At 38.4% G+C, this 18530-nt stretch carries 15 protein-coding genes; 3 read left to right on the forward strand and 12 right to left on the reverse strand.

From position 1 onward, the window contains the following. Together ND811_RS16065 and ND811_RS16070 are read right to left on the reverse strand one after the other, a co-directional pair. Entirely contained in the window at positions 1-225 is a 225-nt protein-coding gene (locus ND811_RS16065) for a YgaP-like transmembrane domain (protein ID WP_265353084.1), read from the reverse strand. 101 nt (positions 226-326) lie between these two features. Beyond that, positions 327-593, reverse strand: coding sequence for a metal-sensitive transcriptional regulator (locus tag ND811_RS16070; RefSeq protein ID WP_135571240.1), 267 nt, complete (start codon positions 591-593; stop codon positions 327-329). Between the two features lie 41 nt (positions 594-634). Between ND811_RS16070 and ND811_RS16075 the strand changes: the two genes are divergently transcribed. Beyond that, on the forward strand, positions 635-1390 hold the full coding sequence (locus ND811_RS16075; RefSeq protein ID WP_265353083.1) for an SAM-dependent methyltransferase: 756 nt from the start codon (positions 635-637) through the stop codon (positions 1388-1390). Positions 1391-1403: 13 nt separating this feature from the next. On the opposite strand, the gene ND811_RS16080 is transcribed toward ND811_RS16075, so the two are convergent. Beyond that, positions 1404-2657, reverse strand: a complete 1254-nt coding sequence (locus ND811_RS16080) for an NAD(P)-binding protein (protein ID WP_265353116.1) — start codon at positions 2655-2657, stop codon at positions 1404-1406. Continuing rightward, positions 2654-4156, reverse strand: a complete 1503-nt coding sequence (locus ND811_RS16085) for a succinate CoA transferase (protein ID WP_265353082.1) — start codon at positions 4154-4156, stop codon at positions 2654-2656. The genes ND811_RS16080 and ND811_RS16085 overlap by 4 nt, the downstream gene beginning before the upstream one ends. Positions 4157-4227: 71 nt before the next feature. On the opposite strand from ND811_RS16085, the gene ND811_RS16090 reads away from it, so the two are divergent. Then, positions 4228-4638 carry a zinc ribbon domain-containing protein gene (locus ND811_RS16090; RefSeq protein WP_265353081.1) on the forward strand — a complete coding sequence of 137 codons (411 nt, stop codon included), beginning with the start codon at positions 4228-4230 and terminating at the stop codon, positions 4636-4638. Positions 4639-4649: 11 nt separating this feature from the next. Here the strand turns inward: ND811_RS16090 and ND811_RS16095 are convergent, their stop codons facing one another. Then, complete coding sequence (locus ND811_RS16095) at positions 4650-6533, reverse strand: ABC transporter ATP-binding protein (RefSeq protein WP_265353080.1); 1884 nt, start codon at positions 6531-6533, stop codon at positions 4650-4652. 2 nt (positions 6534-6535) lie between these two features. On the opposite strand from ND811_RS16095, the gene ND811_RS16100 reads away from it, so the two are divergent. Continuing rightward, positions 6536-7960, forward strand: a complete 1425-nt coding sequence (locus ND811_RS16100; protein WP_265353079.1) for an ABC transporter substrate-binding protein — start codon at positions 6536-6538, stop codon at positions 7958-7960. Here the strand turns inward: ND811_RS16100 and ND811_RS16105 are convergent. From ND811_RS16105 to ND811_RS16135, 7 genes are read right to left on the reverse strand one after another with little or no spacing between them, the layout of a single operon-like run. Next, the gene (locus tag ND811_RS16105; RefSeq protein ID WP_265353078.1) at positions 7917-10403 is read right to left on the reverse strand and encodes a transglycosylase domain-containing protein; all 2487 of its coding nucleotides are present in this window, start codon (positions 10401-10403) and stop codon (positions 7917-7919) included. The genes ND811_RS16100 and ND811_RS16105 overlap by 44 nt on opposite strands. Beyond that, entirely contained in the window at positions 10400-12727 is a 2328-nt protein-coding gene (lon, locus tag ND811_RS16110; protein ID WP_265353115.1) for an endopeptidase La, read from the reverse strand. The genes ND811_RS16105 and lon overlap by 4 nt, the downstream gene beginning before the upstream one ends. Positions 12728-12785: 58 nt before the next feature. Next, positions 12786-14780, reverse strand: coding sequence for an excinuclease ABC subunit UvrB (gene uvrB, locus ND811_RS16115; protein ID WP_265353077.1), 1995 nt, complete (start codon positions 14778-14780; stop codon positions 12786-12788). A gap of 6 nt (positions 14781-14786) precedes the next feature. Further along, positions 14787-15455: an ATP-binding protein gene (locus ND811_RS16120; protein WP_265353076.1), complete on the reverse strand. Its 669-nt coding sequence runs from the start codon at positions 15453-15455 to the stop codon at positions 14787-14789. A gap of 48 nt (positions 15456-15503) precedes the next feature. Next, complete coding sequence (locus ND811_RS16125; RefSeq protein ID WP_265353075.1) at positions 15504-15971, reverse strand: tRNA (cytidine(34)-2'-O)-methyltransferase; 468 nt, start codon at positions 15969-15971, stop codon at positions 15504-15506. 8 nt (positions 15972-15979) lie between these two features. Then, positions 15980-17134: a S1 RNA-binding domain-containing protein gene (locus ND811_RS16130; RefSeq protein ID WP_265353074.1), complete on the reverse strand. Its 1155-nt coding sequence runs from the start codon at positions 17132-17134 to the stop codon at positions 15980-15982. Next, on the reverse strand, positions 17131-18501 hold the full coding sequence (locus ND811_RS16135) for a hypothetical protein (protein ID WP_322113484.1): 1371 nt from the start codon (positions 18499-18501) through the stop codon (positions 17131-17133). Before ND811_RS16135 ends, ND811_RS16130 begins: the two co-directional genes overlap by 4 nt. Between the last annotated feature and the right edge of the window lie 29 nt (positions 18502-18530).

Raw genomic sequence — 18530 nt, forward strand, 5'->3', positions numbered from 1 at the left:
TTAGTCCTTAACCTTGGGTTCAAAACCAAGTTGTTTCAAAAGAATTGCCATCGGACAAAAACCAGTGGTTGAAAAAACAATCAGGTTCACACCTACAAGCAAATTCAATAAATACCACCAAGGTGAAACAAAGGTCCCAAGTGTTACACCCACGAGACTGAAAAGTCCTGCGACGAAATACACCACTCGTTCCAAATACCAAGTTTTTGTTGAAGCTAGAAACATTACCATACCCCCTATAGTATATAGATACTTAATCCACATATACCCTATGGGGTATATGTGGCAATCAATTTATGGATTTTTTTTATGGAAGAAAGAGAGAGTTAAAGGGAAAAAGCAGCAGAAATTGCTTTTTTCACATCAGTTTCGATGTTTTGGGTGGATTTTTTTTCTTTAAAACATGTATCCATGTACTCATGGATATAGGCCTCACCAAATTTTTTCATGGCTTGATGGGCTGCTTTTAAAAGTAAGATTGCCTTTTCGCAGTCTTTTTCTTCCGTTGTGATCGTATTCTTGATTGCTTCCAGCTGTCCCTGGATTCGATTGATACGGTGGATCAGTTTAGTTTGGTTTTCCGAAAGGCTCATACTACATACCCGGCAGGGTATAAGAATCTATCAAGTAAAAAATGACACCCTTCCCTTTTTCAAAATCACCAGCTTTTATCCTTCCCCAATCATCCCCCTTCTATCTTTCTAATTTTGGATATTGGGATGGGGAATCTTCTTACAAAACGGCGGGAATCAGGTTTATAGCCGAATTTGCCAAAGGATGCGAACTTAAATCCAAATCTAAAATTTTAGAAGTTGGTTCAGGGCTTGGAGGAAGTTTGATATACTGGTCCAAATATTATCATCCAAAACTTCTTTCCGCAATCAATCTTCCAGGAGAACAATCAGACTTCGCCGAACATTTATTTGATTCTAACAAAATCATCGTAAAACCTTTCCTAAAAGGAAGTTGGGAAGTTCTTACAATGTTACCGAATTCTTCTTACGATTATGTATTTTCTTTAGATGCAGCCTATCACTTTAAGAATCTTCCCACATTTTTTAAAGAAAGTTACCGAGTCTTAAAACCTGGTGGAAGATTTGTATTCACAAACTTTCAGTTATCAGAAAACAAATTCAAAAAATTTGTTTGGCTATACCTACCTTTTCTTATACCAAAGGAAAACTTAAAATTGAATGAAGAGACAATTTTAGATTTGAAATCAACTGGTTGGAAACTTATAGAAAACCAAAACTGGACCCAATCTGTCCTAAAAGGATTCACTCATAACTCAAAAGACCTACCGATTTCCTTAAAAGTATTTGCAAAGATTTTAGATTGGTTTGTGAATTACCTTGGACTTACCTACTACTATTATGTTTTCGAAAAATAAATTCTACTTAGAATTATTTCTGAATCAGCTCATCTATGTTTTGGTTTAACAATCTAGAAGCAACTTGTAATGCAGATTTTGCGCCTGCTTCCAATAAAGGAATTCCATACAAAGAGTAAGAACCACACAACCAAAGATTACATTTTGCTTGAGAATGAATTGCCGAAATCCTTTGAATGGCCTTAGCAGTTCTCTCATCCATCACTGGTCTTTCAAACTTTGCTACTTTCAATGTATCCGCATCTTTAGGTAGTTTGTGTGGATTCCAAGTCTGAAAGATTTTTTTTCCTTTTAATTCTGGGATGATCCTACCTAAGTCCAAAGTCACCTCCGGTTTATCAAACCCATCTCGGATTTTAAAAATTAATGAAACTTTAGGATTCAAAAAATAAGATTCATCAGTATGTAAGACAACATCGCTAGATTCGTATCGGAATTCATTTAACACTTCTTTTTCTAAATCAAAACCTACTCCGAGTAAGTCTTTTGCTTGGTTCGCCTGAGTAGAAAGTATTACGTGATCAAACTCTTTTTCCTCAGCAGTGAATTGAATGATTGTTTTATCATTTTTTTTATATATTTTTTGAATCCCTGCATTTAGGGTTAAGTTTTTTAAATTTGTTGTTAGACGATTAACAATATCCCTAGTGCCGGAACTTGCTGTTTCTTGTGGTGTATAAGAATATCCACGAGAATGATAGCCAATAATGGTTTCTGCAGGATAAGCACCTACAGTTTCCGTTTTACAAGTATTCACTAAAGCAAAAGTTGGCAGAAGAAATTCATAAATGAACTCAGTCGAATAACCGTGTTTTACAAGAAAATCCAAAATGGAGATGGTTGGATTTTCTTTCTTCCAATCTTCTTTTGCATTGGCATAAAACTTTAACAAATCAGAAAAAATTTGCCTCCCTTTTCCTGTTCGAAAGGAATCCAAAGTAGGTATTCCAAATGGTATACCTAAGATTTGGTGGGAGCGGAATCCAAAAACAGAGTCACCATTTGATTCAACTGAAAATGAATAATCCACAGGCCTAGTTTTGATTCCCGCTTTATCATACACCTGAAAGAGTGTTGGATAATAATCTCGTTTGATAGTTCTAAAAGGAATATCAAACTCAATATTTTTTCCATCTATCGTTTGTTTGGCCCCAAAGGCAGCCATACCAATCTCTGGAAATTTTTCAAACAAAGTTACATCACGATACTTTCCAATTGCCCAAGCTGCTGTAAGTCCTGTAATTCCGGAGCCAACTACTGCAATCACTTCATACTTCCCGTTTTTAAGAATTGAACATGCCAAGAAAGTGCTCTTTCCAAATCATGAGGAGTATGTTTTCCCTTAGAAACCCTAAGCGCATTTTCATAATATTCACGAAGTTTATCACGGTAAATGGGATGAGCACAATTGTTGATAATGAGCTCAGCTCTTTTTTTCGGAGGACAACCTCTAAGATCAGCTAACCCTTGTTCTGTTACAAAAATCATTGTTGAGTGTTCATTATGATCCGTATGCGATACCATCGGAACCACCGCAGAAATATTTCCGTCCTTGGCAAGTGATGGTGTCATAAAAATACACAAATGGGAATTTCGAGTGAAATCTCCAGATCCACCAATTCCATTCATCATCGAAGTTCCCATTACATGCGTGGAGTTTACGTTTCCATAAATATCAACTTCGATTGCTGTATTCATAGCGATAAGACCCATACGTCTAATTACTTCTGGGTGGTTAGATATTTCCTGTGGTCGAATGATGAACTTAGATTTCCACTCTGCTATATTCGCGTGGAATCTCTTTAATCCTGCTTCCGAAAAAGTCAATGCGGAAGTAGAGGCAATTTCTAGTTTTCCTGCATCTATCAAATCAAAAACAGAATCTTGTACCACTTCCGTATACATTTGTATTGAATGGAAGTTTGGATCTTTTGCCATACTAGCAAGAACTGCGTTAGCAATATTCCCTACCCCATTCTGAAAAGGAAGATACTCTTTCGGGATTCTACCTTTTTTGATTTCATGTTGTATGAAAGACAATACGTGAGCTGCAATGTTTTGACAATCTTCATCCGGAGTTTTAAAAACAGTCGCTGCATCTGGTTTACTAGATCGCACAATCCCTTTGATTTTATCAGGAGGAACTTGAATGTAAGGTAATCCGATACGATCCCCAGGTGTGAGAATATTAATCGGAAGTCCTTTTTCATGATGGTTTGGAAGATAAACATCATGATAACCTTTTAACTCTAAAGGATGAGTATCCGTTAACTCAATATAAACTGATTCCGCATTATGGATATAAGTTGCACTCATTCCAGAAGATGTTGAGAGATAGATTTTTCCATCTGTGGTTACATCAATTGCTTCTACAATCGCTGCATCAATTTTTGGTAAAATTCCGTGTTCAATGTACTTTACAACATGAGACAAATGCATATCGATGAAATCAGTTTCGCCTTGGTTGATGAGATTACGTAGGTGCGAGTTCGACTGGTATGGAATTCTCAATTTTAGTGCACCAGTTTTTGCTAACGCACCGTCCAATTCCTCGCCAGTGGAAGCACCAGCGTATAAATTAATAGAGAACTCTTTACCTATTTTTTTTTCTTCTTCAATTCGTTTGGCAAAGGCAACTGGAATGAGTTTAGGGTATCCAGCCGGTGTAAATCCAGAACATCCTAGAGTGACATGTTGGGGTAGAAGTGCTGCCACTTCTTCTGCAGTTTTAATTTTTTCTTCAATTAAAGGGTTTGTTACGGCCATAATTTTAAATTCTCTTCTTTGACCAAAGATAAAGAGATTGCCTAAAAATAAAAAGTCCAAATTCTGAACGTATGGATTTTCTCTTATATCTGTATTGTTTGCTATTTGGAATCATTCTGGTTGCGCCTTTTTTAGTCTTTTATTACAGATTCCGATTGGATGAATCACCCTTTGGAAAAGATGAAGGAGCTTACCTAAAACCCTTTACAGAAAGGAAAAACAATTTGTTAGATTCACTAAAAGACATTCGATCTGATTTTGATTCAGGTAAATTAACTGAAGAGGAATTCCAAACCCAATCCCTTCCTTATATTGAAGCATTGGATTCCTTAGAAGTAGAACTAAAGGAAAAAAAAGCGAATGTGGCAATTCTTCCCACTCCCAAAATCAACGAGAACTGGACCTGTGCCAGCTGCGGTTCGTTTGTTGCAATTCCCAATGCAAAGTTTTGTCCTAATTGTGGAGTGGGCCGCCTGGCCTAAGACCGTTTTAGCTAATTTGAACCTGAAAACTGCATATCATACAATCTTTTGTATTTAGAGTTTTGGTTTTTTAATAAATCAATGTGACTGCCACTTTCTACGATTTCACCGTTTTCTAAATAATAAATAGTATCTGCAATTTTGACCGTAGATAAACGGTGAGCAATGATAATAACCGTTTTGTTTTCATACAACCTAACAAACGCTTGTTGAATCAGACGCTCCGATTCTGTATCTAAAGCAGAAGTTGCCTCATCCAAAATCAATACTTCCGGGTTGGCAAGTAATGTCCTAGCAATCGAAATCCTTTGCCTTTGACCACCCGACAACATAACTCCACGTTCTCCCACAATGGTATCATATCCTTCTTCAAAGGCCTCGATGAACTCTGAAGCAAAGGCATCTTCGGCAGCTCGTCGCACTTCTTCCTCAGACGCTTCGGGTTTTCCAAAAGCAATATTTTCACGAATAGATCCGTTAAATAAAAAAATATTTTGCGAAACCACTCCGATCCGTTTGCGTAAATTATCTAAACTGATATCTTTTGCATTTACATCGTCCCAAAAAATCCCACCTTCACTTGGATCAATTAATCTTGGCAAAAGATCAACTAACGTTGATTTACCGGCACCAGAAGAACCTACTATCGCAATGGTTCCTCCGCGAGGTAAAGTTAGGTTTATATTTTTCAGAGCATATATATCTGTATTAGGATAAATATAAGAAACATTTTTATACTCAATGGACTTTGAGAGCGCACCCAAAGGATTCGGGACCTTCGGCTCCTTAATATCCACATCTCTTCCTAAAATTTCGAATACGCGATCACTTGCGATCACAGAAGCTTGGATTAAGTTCACAAGAATACTCATCTGTTTTAACGGGCGCATAAGGAAAATCAAAGTTAGGAAAAAAGCAATAAACATCCCTTTAGAAAAACTTGCATCTTCTAATAAACATGCACCTATCCCTAAAAAAACCATAGTCACAACAGATCCAGATAACTCTGTCAATGCGGGACCTATTTGGTGATAAAAATGCGTTTTAAATGTTTTATCTGAAAGATTTTGATTTACTTTAAAAAATCGATCGGCTTCTTTATCTTCCATTGAGAATGCTCGGATCACTCGAATTCCTGAAATAACTTCCTGAAGATCGCCATTCAATTCAGATAATTGTTCTTGTTGGTTTTTTGTGGTTCGTCTGATTCGATCAGCAAATGTACTAACAGGTCCCACAATCAAAGGTATTACAATAAATAATAAAAAAAACAATTTCCAGCTTAACACGAGTAAGATGATCAAATGAGTGACTATATAAAAGAAATCATTTATAGCATCTTTTAGGTCATTTGATACAACTTTACCAACAATATCTACATCATTGATCACTCGACTCATGAGAACGCCAGTTTTTTCACGATAGAACTCATTAAGTGGTAACACTTGGAGTTTTTTATAGAGTGCTTGCCTAAGATCACTGACAGCAAGAAGGCCTGCGGAATTGACAAAGTAAACGGTTCCTGCAAGACAAATAAGTTTCAAAAAGTAAATCGGAAGGATGATTAAACAGAATAGATAGACTAGATCATCTGGTTTTTTATCAGCAAGCTCTTCGTTTGTCTTTTGTTTGAGATTAGCAAATTGCCATTCCCAAAACTTGAGTCCTTCGAGATGGTCTGGTTTGTTGTATTCCGAAAGTAATGTTTGGTCTTTTTTGGTAAGAGCAATTTGAAACTTGTAATTTTCACCAGTCCCTAAAGAATCAAAGATAGGAATGAGAGACGTGAGGGAGGCTCCATTAAATATGGAAACAAATATAGATAGAAATACACCGAGGCTGAGTCTGTATTTGTATTTTGTCAAGTATGGCCAGAGTTTTCGGTAAATCTTCACGTATGAGAACCTTATCCCTTGTTTTCTTTCTCTTGTCCCTCACTTTTTGCCAAAAGGAAACTCCGCATTTTGACTTAAAAATTGGTCTTCCCTCCGATCCTGCGCATTTGGATCCGCTTTTCCTGACTGATTTGTCAGGTCAGAAATTGGCAAAGTTCCTTCACCAAGGCCTCTTCGCTCGAGAGAAAAATGGTTTTAATGCCCCCTGGATTCTTTCCTACAAAAAACTACCACACCCGCAAAACGAAGTCTGGCGTTTCCAATTGAATCCGTCAGCCCCAAGTCTTAAAGATATCGAATACAGTTTATCTCGTTTGATCCTTGAAACCTTTCCCAGGAAAGGGGACTACCAGTTCCTTATATCGATCCGAGTATCATCGGAGAACCAAATCGATTTAACATTCAAAAAAGGAACTAAAGAAACGGAGTGGAAAGAAAAACTCAGTTTACCTTTCGCATCCATTATCGGAAAAAAAGAATGGGAACAAGGAATCTTAAAATCTTATGGGAAATACAAACTCATCACTTGGAAAAAAAATGAATTTTTAGACTTAACGTTACAAAATGAAAAAGAGTCAAAGTTTCCTAAAAAAATTCGATTCTTAATTTTACCACAATCCTCCACATCCTTATTTTTATACAAAAAACATCAATTAGATGCGTTCAAACTAACAGACTTTCTCCTTTCCTTACCTGAAGCCAATTCTGAATTCACTCTTACAAAAAAAGGAAGATCAGTTCAGTATGTTGCAATCAATCAAAACAATCCCTGTTTTGATATTCATTTTCGAAGAGCAGTAAATTTAGCGATCCCACGCGAACTAATCATTCAAAAATTATTAGAAAACCATGCAGATTTCACTTATGGACCCGTTCCTGTTACATACATGGAAAAAATTTCAAAGCTTCCAATGATCCCTAAAGAAATCTATGATCCAAAATTTGCTATCGAAGAATTAAAAAGATCAACATGTTTTTCAAAACTTAAAACGACAAAATTAGAATTTAGAATGCGTGGTGATGATGAAAACCAAGCCAAAGGTAGAGCCATTAAACAAGCGTTAGAAGAAATAGGTTTAAAGATTCAACTTAAACCAATGGAAAAAGCGCCCTTATACAAAGAAAACGGAGAAGGGAAAGGGGATCTTACATTGCTCACTTGGTATTCCGATTTTGACTCAGTTTGGAATTTTTTAGATCCGCTATTTCATCCAAACAAAGGTGGTAATGGAGGGAACCGATCTTTCTATAAAAATGCGGAGGTAGGTGCAATTCTGAATCAACCTTCCAAAAATGATAAGGATGCCCTTCAAGTCATTGAAAGAATTCGAGAAGACAAACCTTGGATTTTTCTTTGGTCCATTCAGGAAAATTATTTAGTATCTAGGGACTTTCTTCGTTATAACGCGCTCGTCGATTTTCTATAACAGGAGGTTCTAATTCTACCGAATCAACTGCAGTTGGCCGAATACGACTTCCTTGCGCATCAAAGGTGGAAATTTCTGATTCCTCATCATCAACCTCTTCTGGTTTGAAATTTGCGTTTTGGTTTACAGGCTCTTGTTTTACAAACCCAGCTCTTTTCGGTGGTAAATCTCCAATATAATAATACTGTGCATATAAAGGCACCTTACAGACGTAATCTGGATTTGCTTCAATGATAGTTCCATCATCAGCGCATACGTCTATCTTTACAAAATCACCTACGAAGTTAGGAATTAACTGATTTCCCATTCCTAACTTAGATTTAACATTTTGCGTATATCTGTACCAAATCCCACCAGAAACCCCCGATCCCGATCCAGGAAAAGGAGCCCCTTCATCATGCCCAACCCAAACAACTGTTACATTCCTTGGCGTGAGTCCAGCAAACCATACGTCACGAACTCCCTTTAATCCTTTCCAGCGGGATGATTTTAGTTTAGGCGATTGAACCGTGCCTGTTTTTCCAGCATATAAAAAAGGTTCCCCTTCTTTACGCTTTAAAGTCATGGTCCCCTCTTCAGTTAGGACTGATTGTAATGTATTAATTGCCATCGCACAAGCAACAGGATCTAATATTTGTTCTGCGGCCTCATTTGGCACAGTGCTATAAAACTCGTTTCCATCCAAATCTGTAATTTTTAGAATTTTTCTTGGTGTGACTCGCCTTCCCCCATTCATAAGAGTTGCATAAACCACAGAAAGTTCCATCGGACTCAGTTCACCAGACCCAAGGGCCAAAGATAAATTTCTTTGGAATCGGACTTCAGCTTCTTCCTCTGGGATGGAAAGAATCGCACTTAACTTTTGAATAAAATATGAAATTCCAATTTCATGTAATAATTTTACAGAGACTGTATTCACAGATTGGGCGAGAGCTTGTCTAACGGTAATTTCTCCCTTGTATCCTTTATACCAATTCTTCGGTGAATAACCTGAGATGTCTAATTTTTCGTCTTTGATTTTTGATGATGGGTTTACAATGCGTTTTTCAAAAGCAAGTGCGTAAACAAGTGCTTTGATAGTGGAACCTGGTTGTCGTCTTGCGTCTTCCGCACGGTTGAATCGAAATACATTAGAAATTTTGTAACCACCTACCAATGCTTCAATATCTCCAGTTTCAGGATCAAGAGAAATCATAGATCCACTCAGTTGAGGTAATATGGCCCTTGTTACTTCCGCTAAATCAGCTTTTCCTTTACTTTGATAATCAATTTCTTGTTTGGTGAGATCTGCTCTGACTGAATCAACACCAACTCGTAATGCTTCTTCCGCGAATCTTTGTTTTTCTAAATCTAAGGTTGTGTAAACAAGTAGACCACGTTCCTCCAGGTCCTCATTGGAAAATCTCTCTAAGATAAATCTTCTAATTTCAGAATTAAAATCAGGAGCTAAGTTTACTCTAAAATCTTTGTCGGACCCATATTTCCCAATTTCACTTGAGTACTTTGGATTTCCTTCTTCGTCTTTGGATTCTTTGACTTTATAGATGGTTCTAAACTTTTTTAAATTAAGCTCGATGGAATCAGAAAATTTATGAGGAATCTCTTTTTGCGAAGGGTGAAGCTCTGGATTCCTCGCCATATCATATAACACGCGTTTCTGTCTCGAAAGAGCGATTCCTAAATTGCGGACAGGATTGTAAACGCTTGGAGCAGGGATAATACCTACAAGTAAAGCAGCTTCTTCTGGACTTAATTCTGATGCAGGTTTTCTAAAATAGTATCTAGCAGCTTCTTCGACACCAGTATTCCCTTCTCCGAGAAAAATCTGATTCAAATACATAGCCAAAATTTCTTCTTTTGAATATTGACTTTCAATATAAAAGGTGCAATATAATTCGGTAAGTTTATTGAATAAATTTCGTTTTCCTAAGTTTAAGGTGAGTTTAGCTAACTGCTGTGAGATGGTAGATCCACCTTGCGACAATCGGAATTGGATTAAATTGGTTACCACTGCCCGGCCAATTGCCGTATAATTCAACCCAGAATGAGAAAAGAACTCCCGATCCTCAGAAGAAAGGACAGCCCAAACAATGACACTGTGTTTTCCTAAATTGTCTGTTCGGATGGGTCGAAAGTTTCTTCGATAAAACTCACCCATTACTTTTCCACTGCGGTCCAAAATCTTTACTGATTTTGGCTGGAAACTGTCGTAAAAATTGGAGACTTCCGATCTATATTTCTCCAATGATTTATGGACACGAGCCTCTTCACCAGACCAAACAACATAAGCCCCACCCAAAAAGAAAAAAGATAAAAAAACACCAAAAATAAAACCTAAAGTCAAAAAACGAACTCGCCTAATCCAAAAAAAGCGAAGGAGGTCTTTTAAATGACTATATAAAACTTCTATAATGAGAACAAAGGAGCTTGTTTGTTGGTTCATTTCTTTTTACCTTTGGACTTAGGAAAGACAAGTTTTTCCACTTCTTCAAAACGAGTCACAGGGAAAAAAGTTACACCTCGTTTTACATAATCAGGGATTTCTTGGAATGCTTTTTCGTTATCTTTTGGAAAAATGATTTTTTTCACTCCCACACGTTTCGCTGCTACGATCTTTTCTCGTAATCCTCCAATCGCAAGCACTTCACCAGTTAATGTTAGTTCTCCGGTCATACCAAAACCAGGTGCAATGACCCGATCTGTTACAAGCGATAAAAGAGCAGTAGCCATTGTTATCCCTGCACTTGGTCCATCTTTGGGTGTTGCGCCATCTGGAACATGTAAGTGAATTGCCTTTTTCTCAAACAAACTGTCATTGTTCACATAATTCTTAACAAATGACAATGCAATGTTAGCAGACTCTTCCATCATTTTTCCCATCTGCCCCGTAAGAGTCAGTCCACCTTTTCCAGGGATGAGAACAGCCTCGATAAGAAGTGTCGAACCACCTGCATTAGTCCAGGCAAGTCCTAGTGCGGTTCCAGGAACTTTAGGAATTGTCATTCGGTCATCCACAAATGGAGGTGGTCCTAAGTATTCCACCAAATCCTTTTCACGAATTTCTTTGGAATACTTATCCTTTAACACTTGTTTTAAGGCAATTTTCCGGACTAATTTATCAAAAGTTTTTTCCAGTCCACGTAACCCTGATTCTCTAGAATAAGAATTGATAAGGACTGTTACCGTTTCCTTTTTCATAGAAAAAGAATCCGGATTTAACCCATTTTTCTCAAAGATTTTTTTCCAAAGATACTTTTGGAAAATCTGAACTTTTTCTTCCGTGATATACCCTGAAAGTTGAATGACCTCCATACGATCCAAAAGCACACGAGGGATAGGCTCAAAAGTATTTGCTGTAGCTATAAACAAAACATCAGAAAGATCGAACGGTAAATCCAGGTAATGGTCTCTAAAATTTGAATTTTGTTCTGGATCTAAAACTTCGAGTAAAGCCGCTTGTGGATCACCTTGGTATCCTTGAGACATCTTATCAATCTCATCCAAAAGAATCACTGTGTCCCTTTCTTTTGTGATTTTTAATGCACTAATGAGTTTTCCGGGCATTGCCCCAATGTAAGTTCGTCTATGTCCTTTGATTTCTGCTTCATCCCTAACTCCACCAACAGAGAATCGAAAAAACTTTCTACCAAGTGCCTCTGCTACTGACTTGGCAATGGAGGTTTTACCAACACCAGGTGGACCCACCAAACAAAGAATAGATCCTTTACTTTTTGGATTAAGTTTATGAACGGCTAAAAACTCTAAAATTCTTTCCTTTACATCTTCTAGTTTGTGGTGATCCCGATTGAGAATTTTTTTAGCATGAACGAGATTTACATCCTTTTCGGCCGGTTTTTCCCAAGGAAGGGCATCAACTAAATCCAAATAGTTGCGGATGACATTATAATCACTTGAGATAGGATCTGAGTTTTTAAACTTATCGATTTCCCTTTCTATTTCCACTATGATTTCATCAGCAACCGGGATAGCCTTAAGTCTCTCCAAAAGTTTTTCGTATTTAATTTCTGTTTTATCTTCCCCAACACCTAACTCTTGCTGTATTGCCTTTAATTGTTCACGCAAAAAAAATTGTCTTTGTTGGTTATCAATTTTATCATTGATCTGTTCTTGGATCTTTTTTTGAAGAACAACCAACTCTATCTCTTTTTTTAGAAACAATAAGACTTTTTCTAAGCGATCGTTGATTTGGATCGCTTCAATGACAGACTGGTATTCCTCTTTTTCTAAGTTCAAGATAGAACAAACAAAATCAGCCATTTTTGCTGGTTCGTTTACATTCATCATTGTAAGCTTCATATCTTCTGTAAACAGAGGATTATTTTGGGCGAGTTCCTTAGTCAAAATAAGTAAGGTTCTCATTAGAGCTTTGATGTTATTTTTACTAGTTCCCAACTCTTCTTCCGGATAACTTACGTTAGCAAGAAGCACAGGTTCTTTAGTATGAATCGAATTAATTTTAAATCTTTGTATGGTGTTTACTAGAATATTCATTCCACCGTCAGGTAGATTGATCTTTTTTAGAATCCGAGCGACCACTCCAATTTGGAAAATATTATCTTCCGAGGGTAGATCCGATTCATCTTCTTTCAAAAGGATAAGACCTAAAAATCCAGCACCTTTGGATGATTCTTCGATGGATTGAATGAATCGACCGGGAGGAACAATTAAAGGAGTAATGATTCCTGGAAATACTGGCCTTACCTTAATGGGGAGAAGAAAAATTTGTTTAGGAAGGGAGTCTTCCATTCTCGCCAATTTTGTTGAGTTTTCCCAAAATTCATTTGTTTCCAATTAAAATCCTACCTTATGACTCTATCTTATCTGGCCCGAGTGCTAACATCTTATCTCGAAACATGGCCGCTTTTTCAAAATCCAAATCTGAAGCATATCGCAACATTTCTCTTTTCAATGCATCGCGTAACTTGTCTTTGGTTTTGTATTTCTTCAAGGTAAACTCTTTTTCCATTTCCTTGAGTGCTTCTTCTTTACTATCCTCTTCCGCCATTTCACGTGGGAGGATATCATGAATTTCTTTAATGATACTTTGAGGTGTAATCCCCAGTGCCGCGTTATGTGCTTCTTGGATTAGACGGCGGCGTTCCGTTTCACTGATTGCTTTTTTGATCGAATCAGTCATTCGGTCTGCATACAAAATAGCCTTTCCATTCACATTCCTTGCGGCCCGTCCAATAGTCTGGATCAGAGATTTATAGTTTCTAAGAAAACCTTCTTTATCCGCATCTAAAATGGCAACAAGGGAAACCTCTGGAATGTCCAAACCTTCTCGGAGCAAATTGATACCTACGATACAATCATAAACACCCTTACGTAAGTCTCTGATGATTTCCGTTCGTTCTATGGTATCTATTTCTGAATGTAAGTAGGCAATTTTTAAACCCACTTCCTTATAATAGTCCGTTAAATCTTCGGACATTTTTTTTGTGAGTGTGGTAATCAGGATTCTTTCTTTTTTTTCAATGCGAAGCCTGATTTCGTTTAACAAATCTTCAATTTGATTGGTAGTGGGACGAACTTCCACGACCGGATCCAATAAACCTGTAGGACGAATGATTTGTTCAATCACTGCTTCACTTTTATTAATTTCATTTTGATCAGGTGTTGCTGAAACATACAACGTCATCGGCGTTAAAGTCTCAAATTCCTCAAAATTCAATGGCCGATTGTCCAGAGCACTAGGGAGCCGAAACCCGAAGTCAACTAACGTCTGTTTTCTGGATCTATCTCCCGCATACATCCCTCCGATTTGCGGTAGGGTCACATGGGATTCGTCAATGATCAGTAAAAAATCCATATTGGGGAAATAATCAAGTAAACAGGCTGGTCGTTCTCCCTCCTGTCTCCCCGTTAAGTGACGAGAATAATTTTCAATCCCACTACAATATCCAAGTTCAACCAACATTTCCATATCATAATTGGTTCTGGATTCTATACGTTCGGCTTCTAAATGTTTGCCAGCTTTCAGAAACTTATCTTTTTGTTCGGCCATCTCAGCTTTGATTTTTTCAATGGCATCCTTAATTTTTGGTCCAGAAGTGATGAAGTGCTTTGCAGGATATACTACCACTCGGTCCAGTTTCATTTTCACCTTTCCCGTGAGTGGATCAATTTTGGAGAGTCCATCAATTTCATCACCAAAAAGTTCAATCCGAATTCCTTCCTCTTGGTAGGAAGGCATAATTTCAATGGTATCACCACGAACACGAAAATTGCCTCGGCTAAAGTCTATATCGTTTCTTGCATATTGGATATGCAGAAATTTTCGAATGATTTGGTCCCGGTCAATTTTGTCTCCGATCCTTAACATAACCACAGAGTTCATGTAGTCTTCAGGAGAACCCAAACCATAGATACAAGATACAGAACTCACTATGATGACATCATCACGTTCGAGCAAACTCGAAGTAGCACGTAACCGAAGTTTATCGATCTCTTCATTCATTGACATATCTTTTTCAATGAACGTATCGGATGAAGGAACATAAGCTTCTGGTTGGTAATAGTCGTAATAAGAGACAAAATACTCTACGGCATTTTCTGGAAAAAATTCTTTAAACTCGCGAAAGAGCTGTGCTGCGAGAGTTTTGTTATGTGAAAGGATCAAGGTTGGTTTTTTGACGCGAGTGATGACCTCTGCCATTGTAAAGGTCTTTCCAGAACCAGTTACACCTACTAGAGTAATTTTATTTTTACCCTCACCGAAGGCCTTTGCAATATCTTCGATTGCTTTGACCTGGTCTCCGGCAGCCTTAAAAGGAGAAACCATTTTGAAATTTGCCATAGGAACCTATGTTAGTTTTCGAGTTGCTTTGAGTATAGCTTGTTTTCGATTGTCGCTGATTTCCAAATCCACAGAATCGAAAAGTTTTTGCATGACCATCATACCACGCATGAGCGTTGCCGTGGAAGAAAACTTACCTCTCTGAATATCATCTTCCAAACTAAAATCTTTTACAGTATTGATCATTTCGATGGTAAAGGTCTTGTGTTTGTCTATTTGGAATATTACATCCACACCTCCACCGTCACCGTATTTCGCGGCATTCTCCACAGCTTCCACTGTAGCAATACAAAGATCCATTCTTAACTCTTCGGCAATCCCGTTTCGTTTTAGAAAATAATCGAGTCTGGCACGGACATACTGCATCGGATTGTATCCGAGAGCTCCCAGGATTACAAACTGTTCGGAATTACCCATCTTGCGAATGATAGGAGAAGATTCAGCTAACAAATATTCCCTTGGGTCCAAGGGGTTTGTGGTAATGATTCCATCCTTAATGAAGTCTTCTAGGACAGAAGTCATGGTTTCCAAAGTGGTATTCGGATTGTCTTTGAATTTCCTTTGGGTTTCCATAAACACCCAAGAGTAGAAATCGTTCACATTCCCCGAGAGGCCATTCGAGAACAAAGTTTTCACTTCTTTCTCTAACTCAGTTCTGGAGAGAGGGAACGGCATATATTCCCATTTCAAGGGGAACGGAAGAGTTGTAAATTGTTTTATCCTTTAAGGATTAGTCCGTGTTTTCTCTTGGCGCAGTGCTTCATAAAGTACGATGGCAACGGCGTTGGAAAGGTTGATCGAACGACTCACCTCTGCCATAGGTAAGGAAATAATATGTTCTGGAGGGCATGAACGGTGGATTTCTTCTGGTAAACCGGAAGTTTCACGACCAAACAAAAAGACATCCGTGCTTTGAAAGCTTACATCCCAGTACACCTTGGTCCCAAATTTGGATACGAGGAAAATTCGACTCCCTTCTGCTTCTTTCCGAACCTTAAATTCTTCGAAATTAGCAAACCGTCGGAGGTCCAGATCTTTCCAATAATCTAATCCAGCACGCCGAACTGCTTTTTCAGAAAGATCGAATGCCGGTTCTCCCACTATGGAAAGGGGGACACCGGCATTAACACAAAGCCTAGCAATATTGCCGGTGTTAGGTGGGATTTCTGGCCTAAAAAGTGCGATTTCCAAATCGTGAATTACTTTTTATTCTTTTTTTCCAAAGATTTTTGTAGGGCAAGACCAAAACTAGAAACGGCACCTGGTGTTTCTTCCTTGGACAAATATTCTTGGTATTCCATTCGATCTTTTGCCTCTGCCGCCTTGGTTATTGATAAAGCGATTTGTCTTCTTTCTGGATTGATCTCCATCACAAAAACTTCCAATTTTTGACCTGGATTAAAAACAGTATTCAGTGGAGTGCGAGAAGGAATGCCCGTTTCTTTGTTCGGAACAAGACCTGAGAAGTCATCACCCAACCGAACAAAAAGTCCAAAAGGTTTAATCGACTCTAAAGTTCCTGTTACGATATCGGATTCTTTAAAAGGAAGTTTCCCTGACCAAGGATCTGACAAAAAGTCTTTTACACTGAGAGAGATCTTGTTCGTTGTCCAATCAAGGGTAAGAATTTTGGCTCGCAAAGTTTCTCCTACTCGAAATTCGGTAGTGAGATCGGCATTTTTTTTGTAAGTTGCTTCCGATTGAGGAACCAAAGCATCAAACCCATCCATATCCACAATCAGACCAAATTTATGAATACTTTTTACAGTGCAGGATACAAACATCCCTGCCTTCAGCTCATCACGTAACAGTTGTTTTTTGGTTTCCCTTTCTTTATCAGCGATTTTTTTCTGAGATAAAACAATTTTGTTTTGTTTCTTTCCAATTTCAGAAATCACAAACTTGATTCTTTTGCCTGAGATATTTTTTCCTTTTAAGGAAACATCCAATTGGCTGAAAGGGACAAAGGCAGGATGACTTCCTAATTTAACATCCCATCCGCCATTTGATTCTACAAGCAACTGGCCAAGAACAGGAATCTCATATTGAGACGCCATCTCCATATTTTCTTCTGTTAGGTTATCTCCAGAGAGACAAGTGGTAAAATAAAAATCTCCCGAGTTTTCTCTTAAAAAATAAACGACAAGTGAGTCGCCAATCTTTGGCAAAACCTCATCTCTCCATTCTTCGACTGAGATATTTCCTGTAATTTTATTTTCTATGGTTCTAATGAACACATAATCATTTTTAACAGCTGTTACTTTAGCTTCATGGCGAGAGCCAGGCTCGATGGATTGTCTTTTTTTAAAACTTTCTTCTAATAAACGTTCAAATTCTGAGGATGGGCCTTTCATTTTGCGGTTCCTTCCTTGGTGGGTTTAGGGGTATAGACCAATTTTCCTCCTAATATCATGGATTCAATTGGAAATATTCCGGAACTGCGTTTCAGTGGATTTTCGTCGTGAATGGAAAAATGAGCAGGCCCACCCACACGGATTTTCCCCTCATGGTCCGCACCAATAAAGGAACAAGTGCGAACTGTCAAGGTTTGGATGATCTCCCTACGGATTTGCGATATAGATTCTGGGTCTCTATTGGTGGGGAGGAGGCCTGGCGAAAAGTTTCCAAATAAGGAAGCCCAAAATCCAGGTTTCTCCTTAACTAGTTCTACCTTTCTTTCCTCTGGTTTTGCCAAAAGGGTCTCCCAAAGCCTTACTTCAACAATAGCTGCTTGTCCAGGGAAAAGTCCCCAGTGCCCGGACCCACTCGCAAATAAGAGATTTTTTCCCACTTCGGCTTCGGCCTGGAAAGTAGACTTGTATTGCGAAAATGAAATGGTTTCAGAACTTTCCTCTTCGTCTTCCCAGGAAAGAGAGTCCTTCCAACGTGATCCAAAAACGGAATGAAGGCGGGACCAAATGGGGACTTCTTCTTTTCTAAGTTCTGGATTCGTTTTTAATTCTTGTAGGTACAAAATAGACAACATCGGAGCCCAACGGAAATCCCGTTTCTGTGCTCTGTAAAGATTGGTTCCCTCTGGCATCGGATGGAAAATGACCGGAAAACCTGTGTCTAAGGCATCTTCCCAACTCGTTTTGTCCGCAAAAGTATAGGCCACAGGCAGGTATCCCTTCTCCTCTCCCTCTCTTCGTTTGGCAAAGAGTTCGGTTTGGGAAAACCCTCTGTTTTCCACCTCTTTTAAAAAGATGGGGATATGGCGGTTCCTTTTAGAATCGGGGGAGAAGGTTAAACCAGAATGGTATAGTGTTTCCTTCCCTATAGCAAGTTCTGCATACAAAGCTGGCTTTTGTGATTGGGTAATGACAGGGGAAAGCCACTTCGATTTGGTAATTTCGGATTGTAAATTGGATAAATTCGGATCCCCGACAGATTCAATATGACTGAATCCTGCCGCTAAAAACCCAGAAAGATAAGTCGCAATCTCCTCGCGCCCCGTCTTTCCACCTCGCGCATTGGATCCTAAAGTGACAGACGCATCACAAAATCCAGGCAATAAGTACTTAGGTTGTACAGTGGGGACTGCGGCTTTTAAGGAAAGAATTTTCCCTTGGACCACCTCTAAATCCACAAATCCGCCAAAATTGGATTTTTCACTGTCCCAAATTCGGACAGATTTCATTTTCAAATTTTGAGACAAAAGTATCGTAGGGGCAAAAGCCGATAAAAATATAGAGAGGAATAGAAGCCTGCGGTTTTTCATGCTAGCGGTCTTAGTTACCTTGACAGTAA

Source organism: Leptospira soteropolitanensis (assembly GCF_026151655.1).
Classification (GTDB): Bacteria; Spirochaetota; Leptospiria; order Leptospirales; family Leptospiraceae; genus Leptospira_A; species Leptospira_A soteropolitanensis.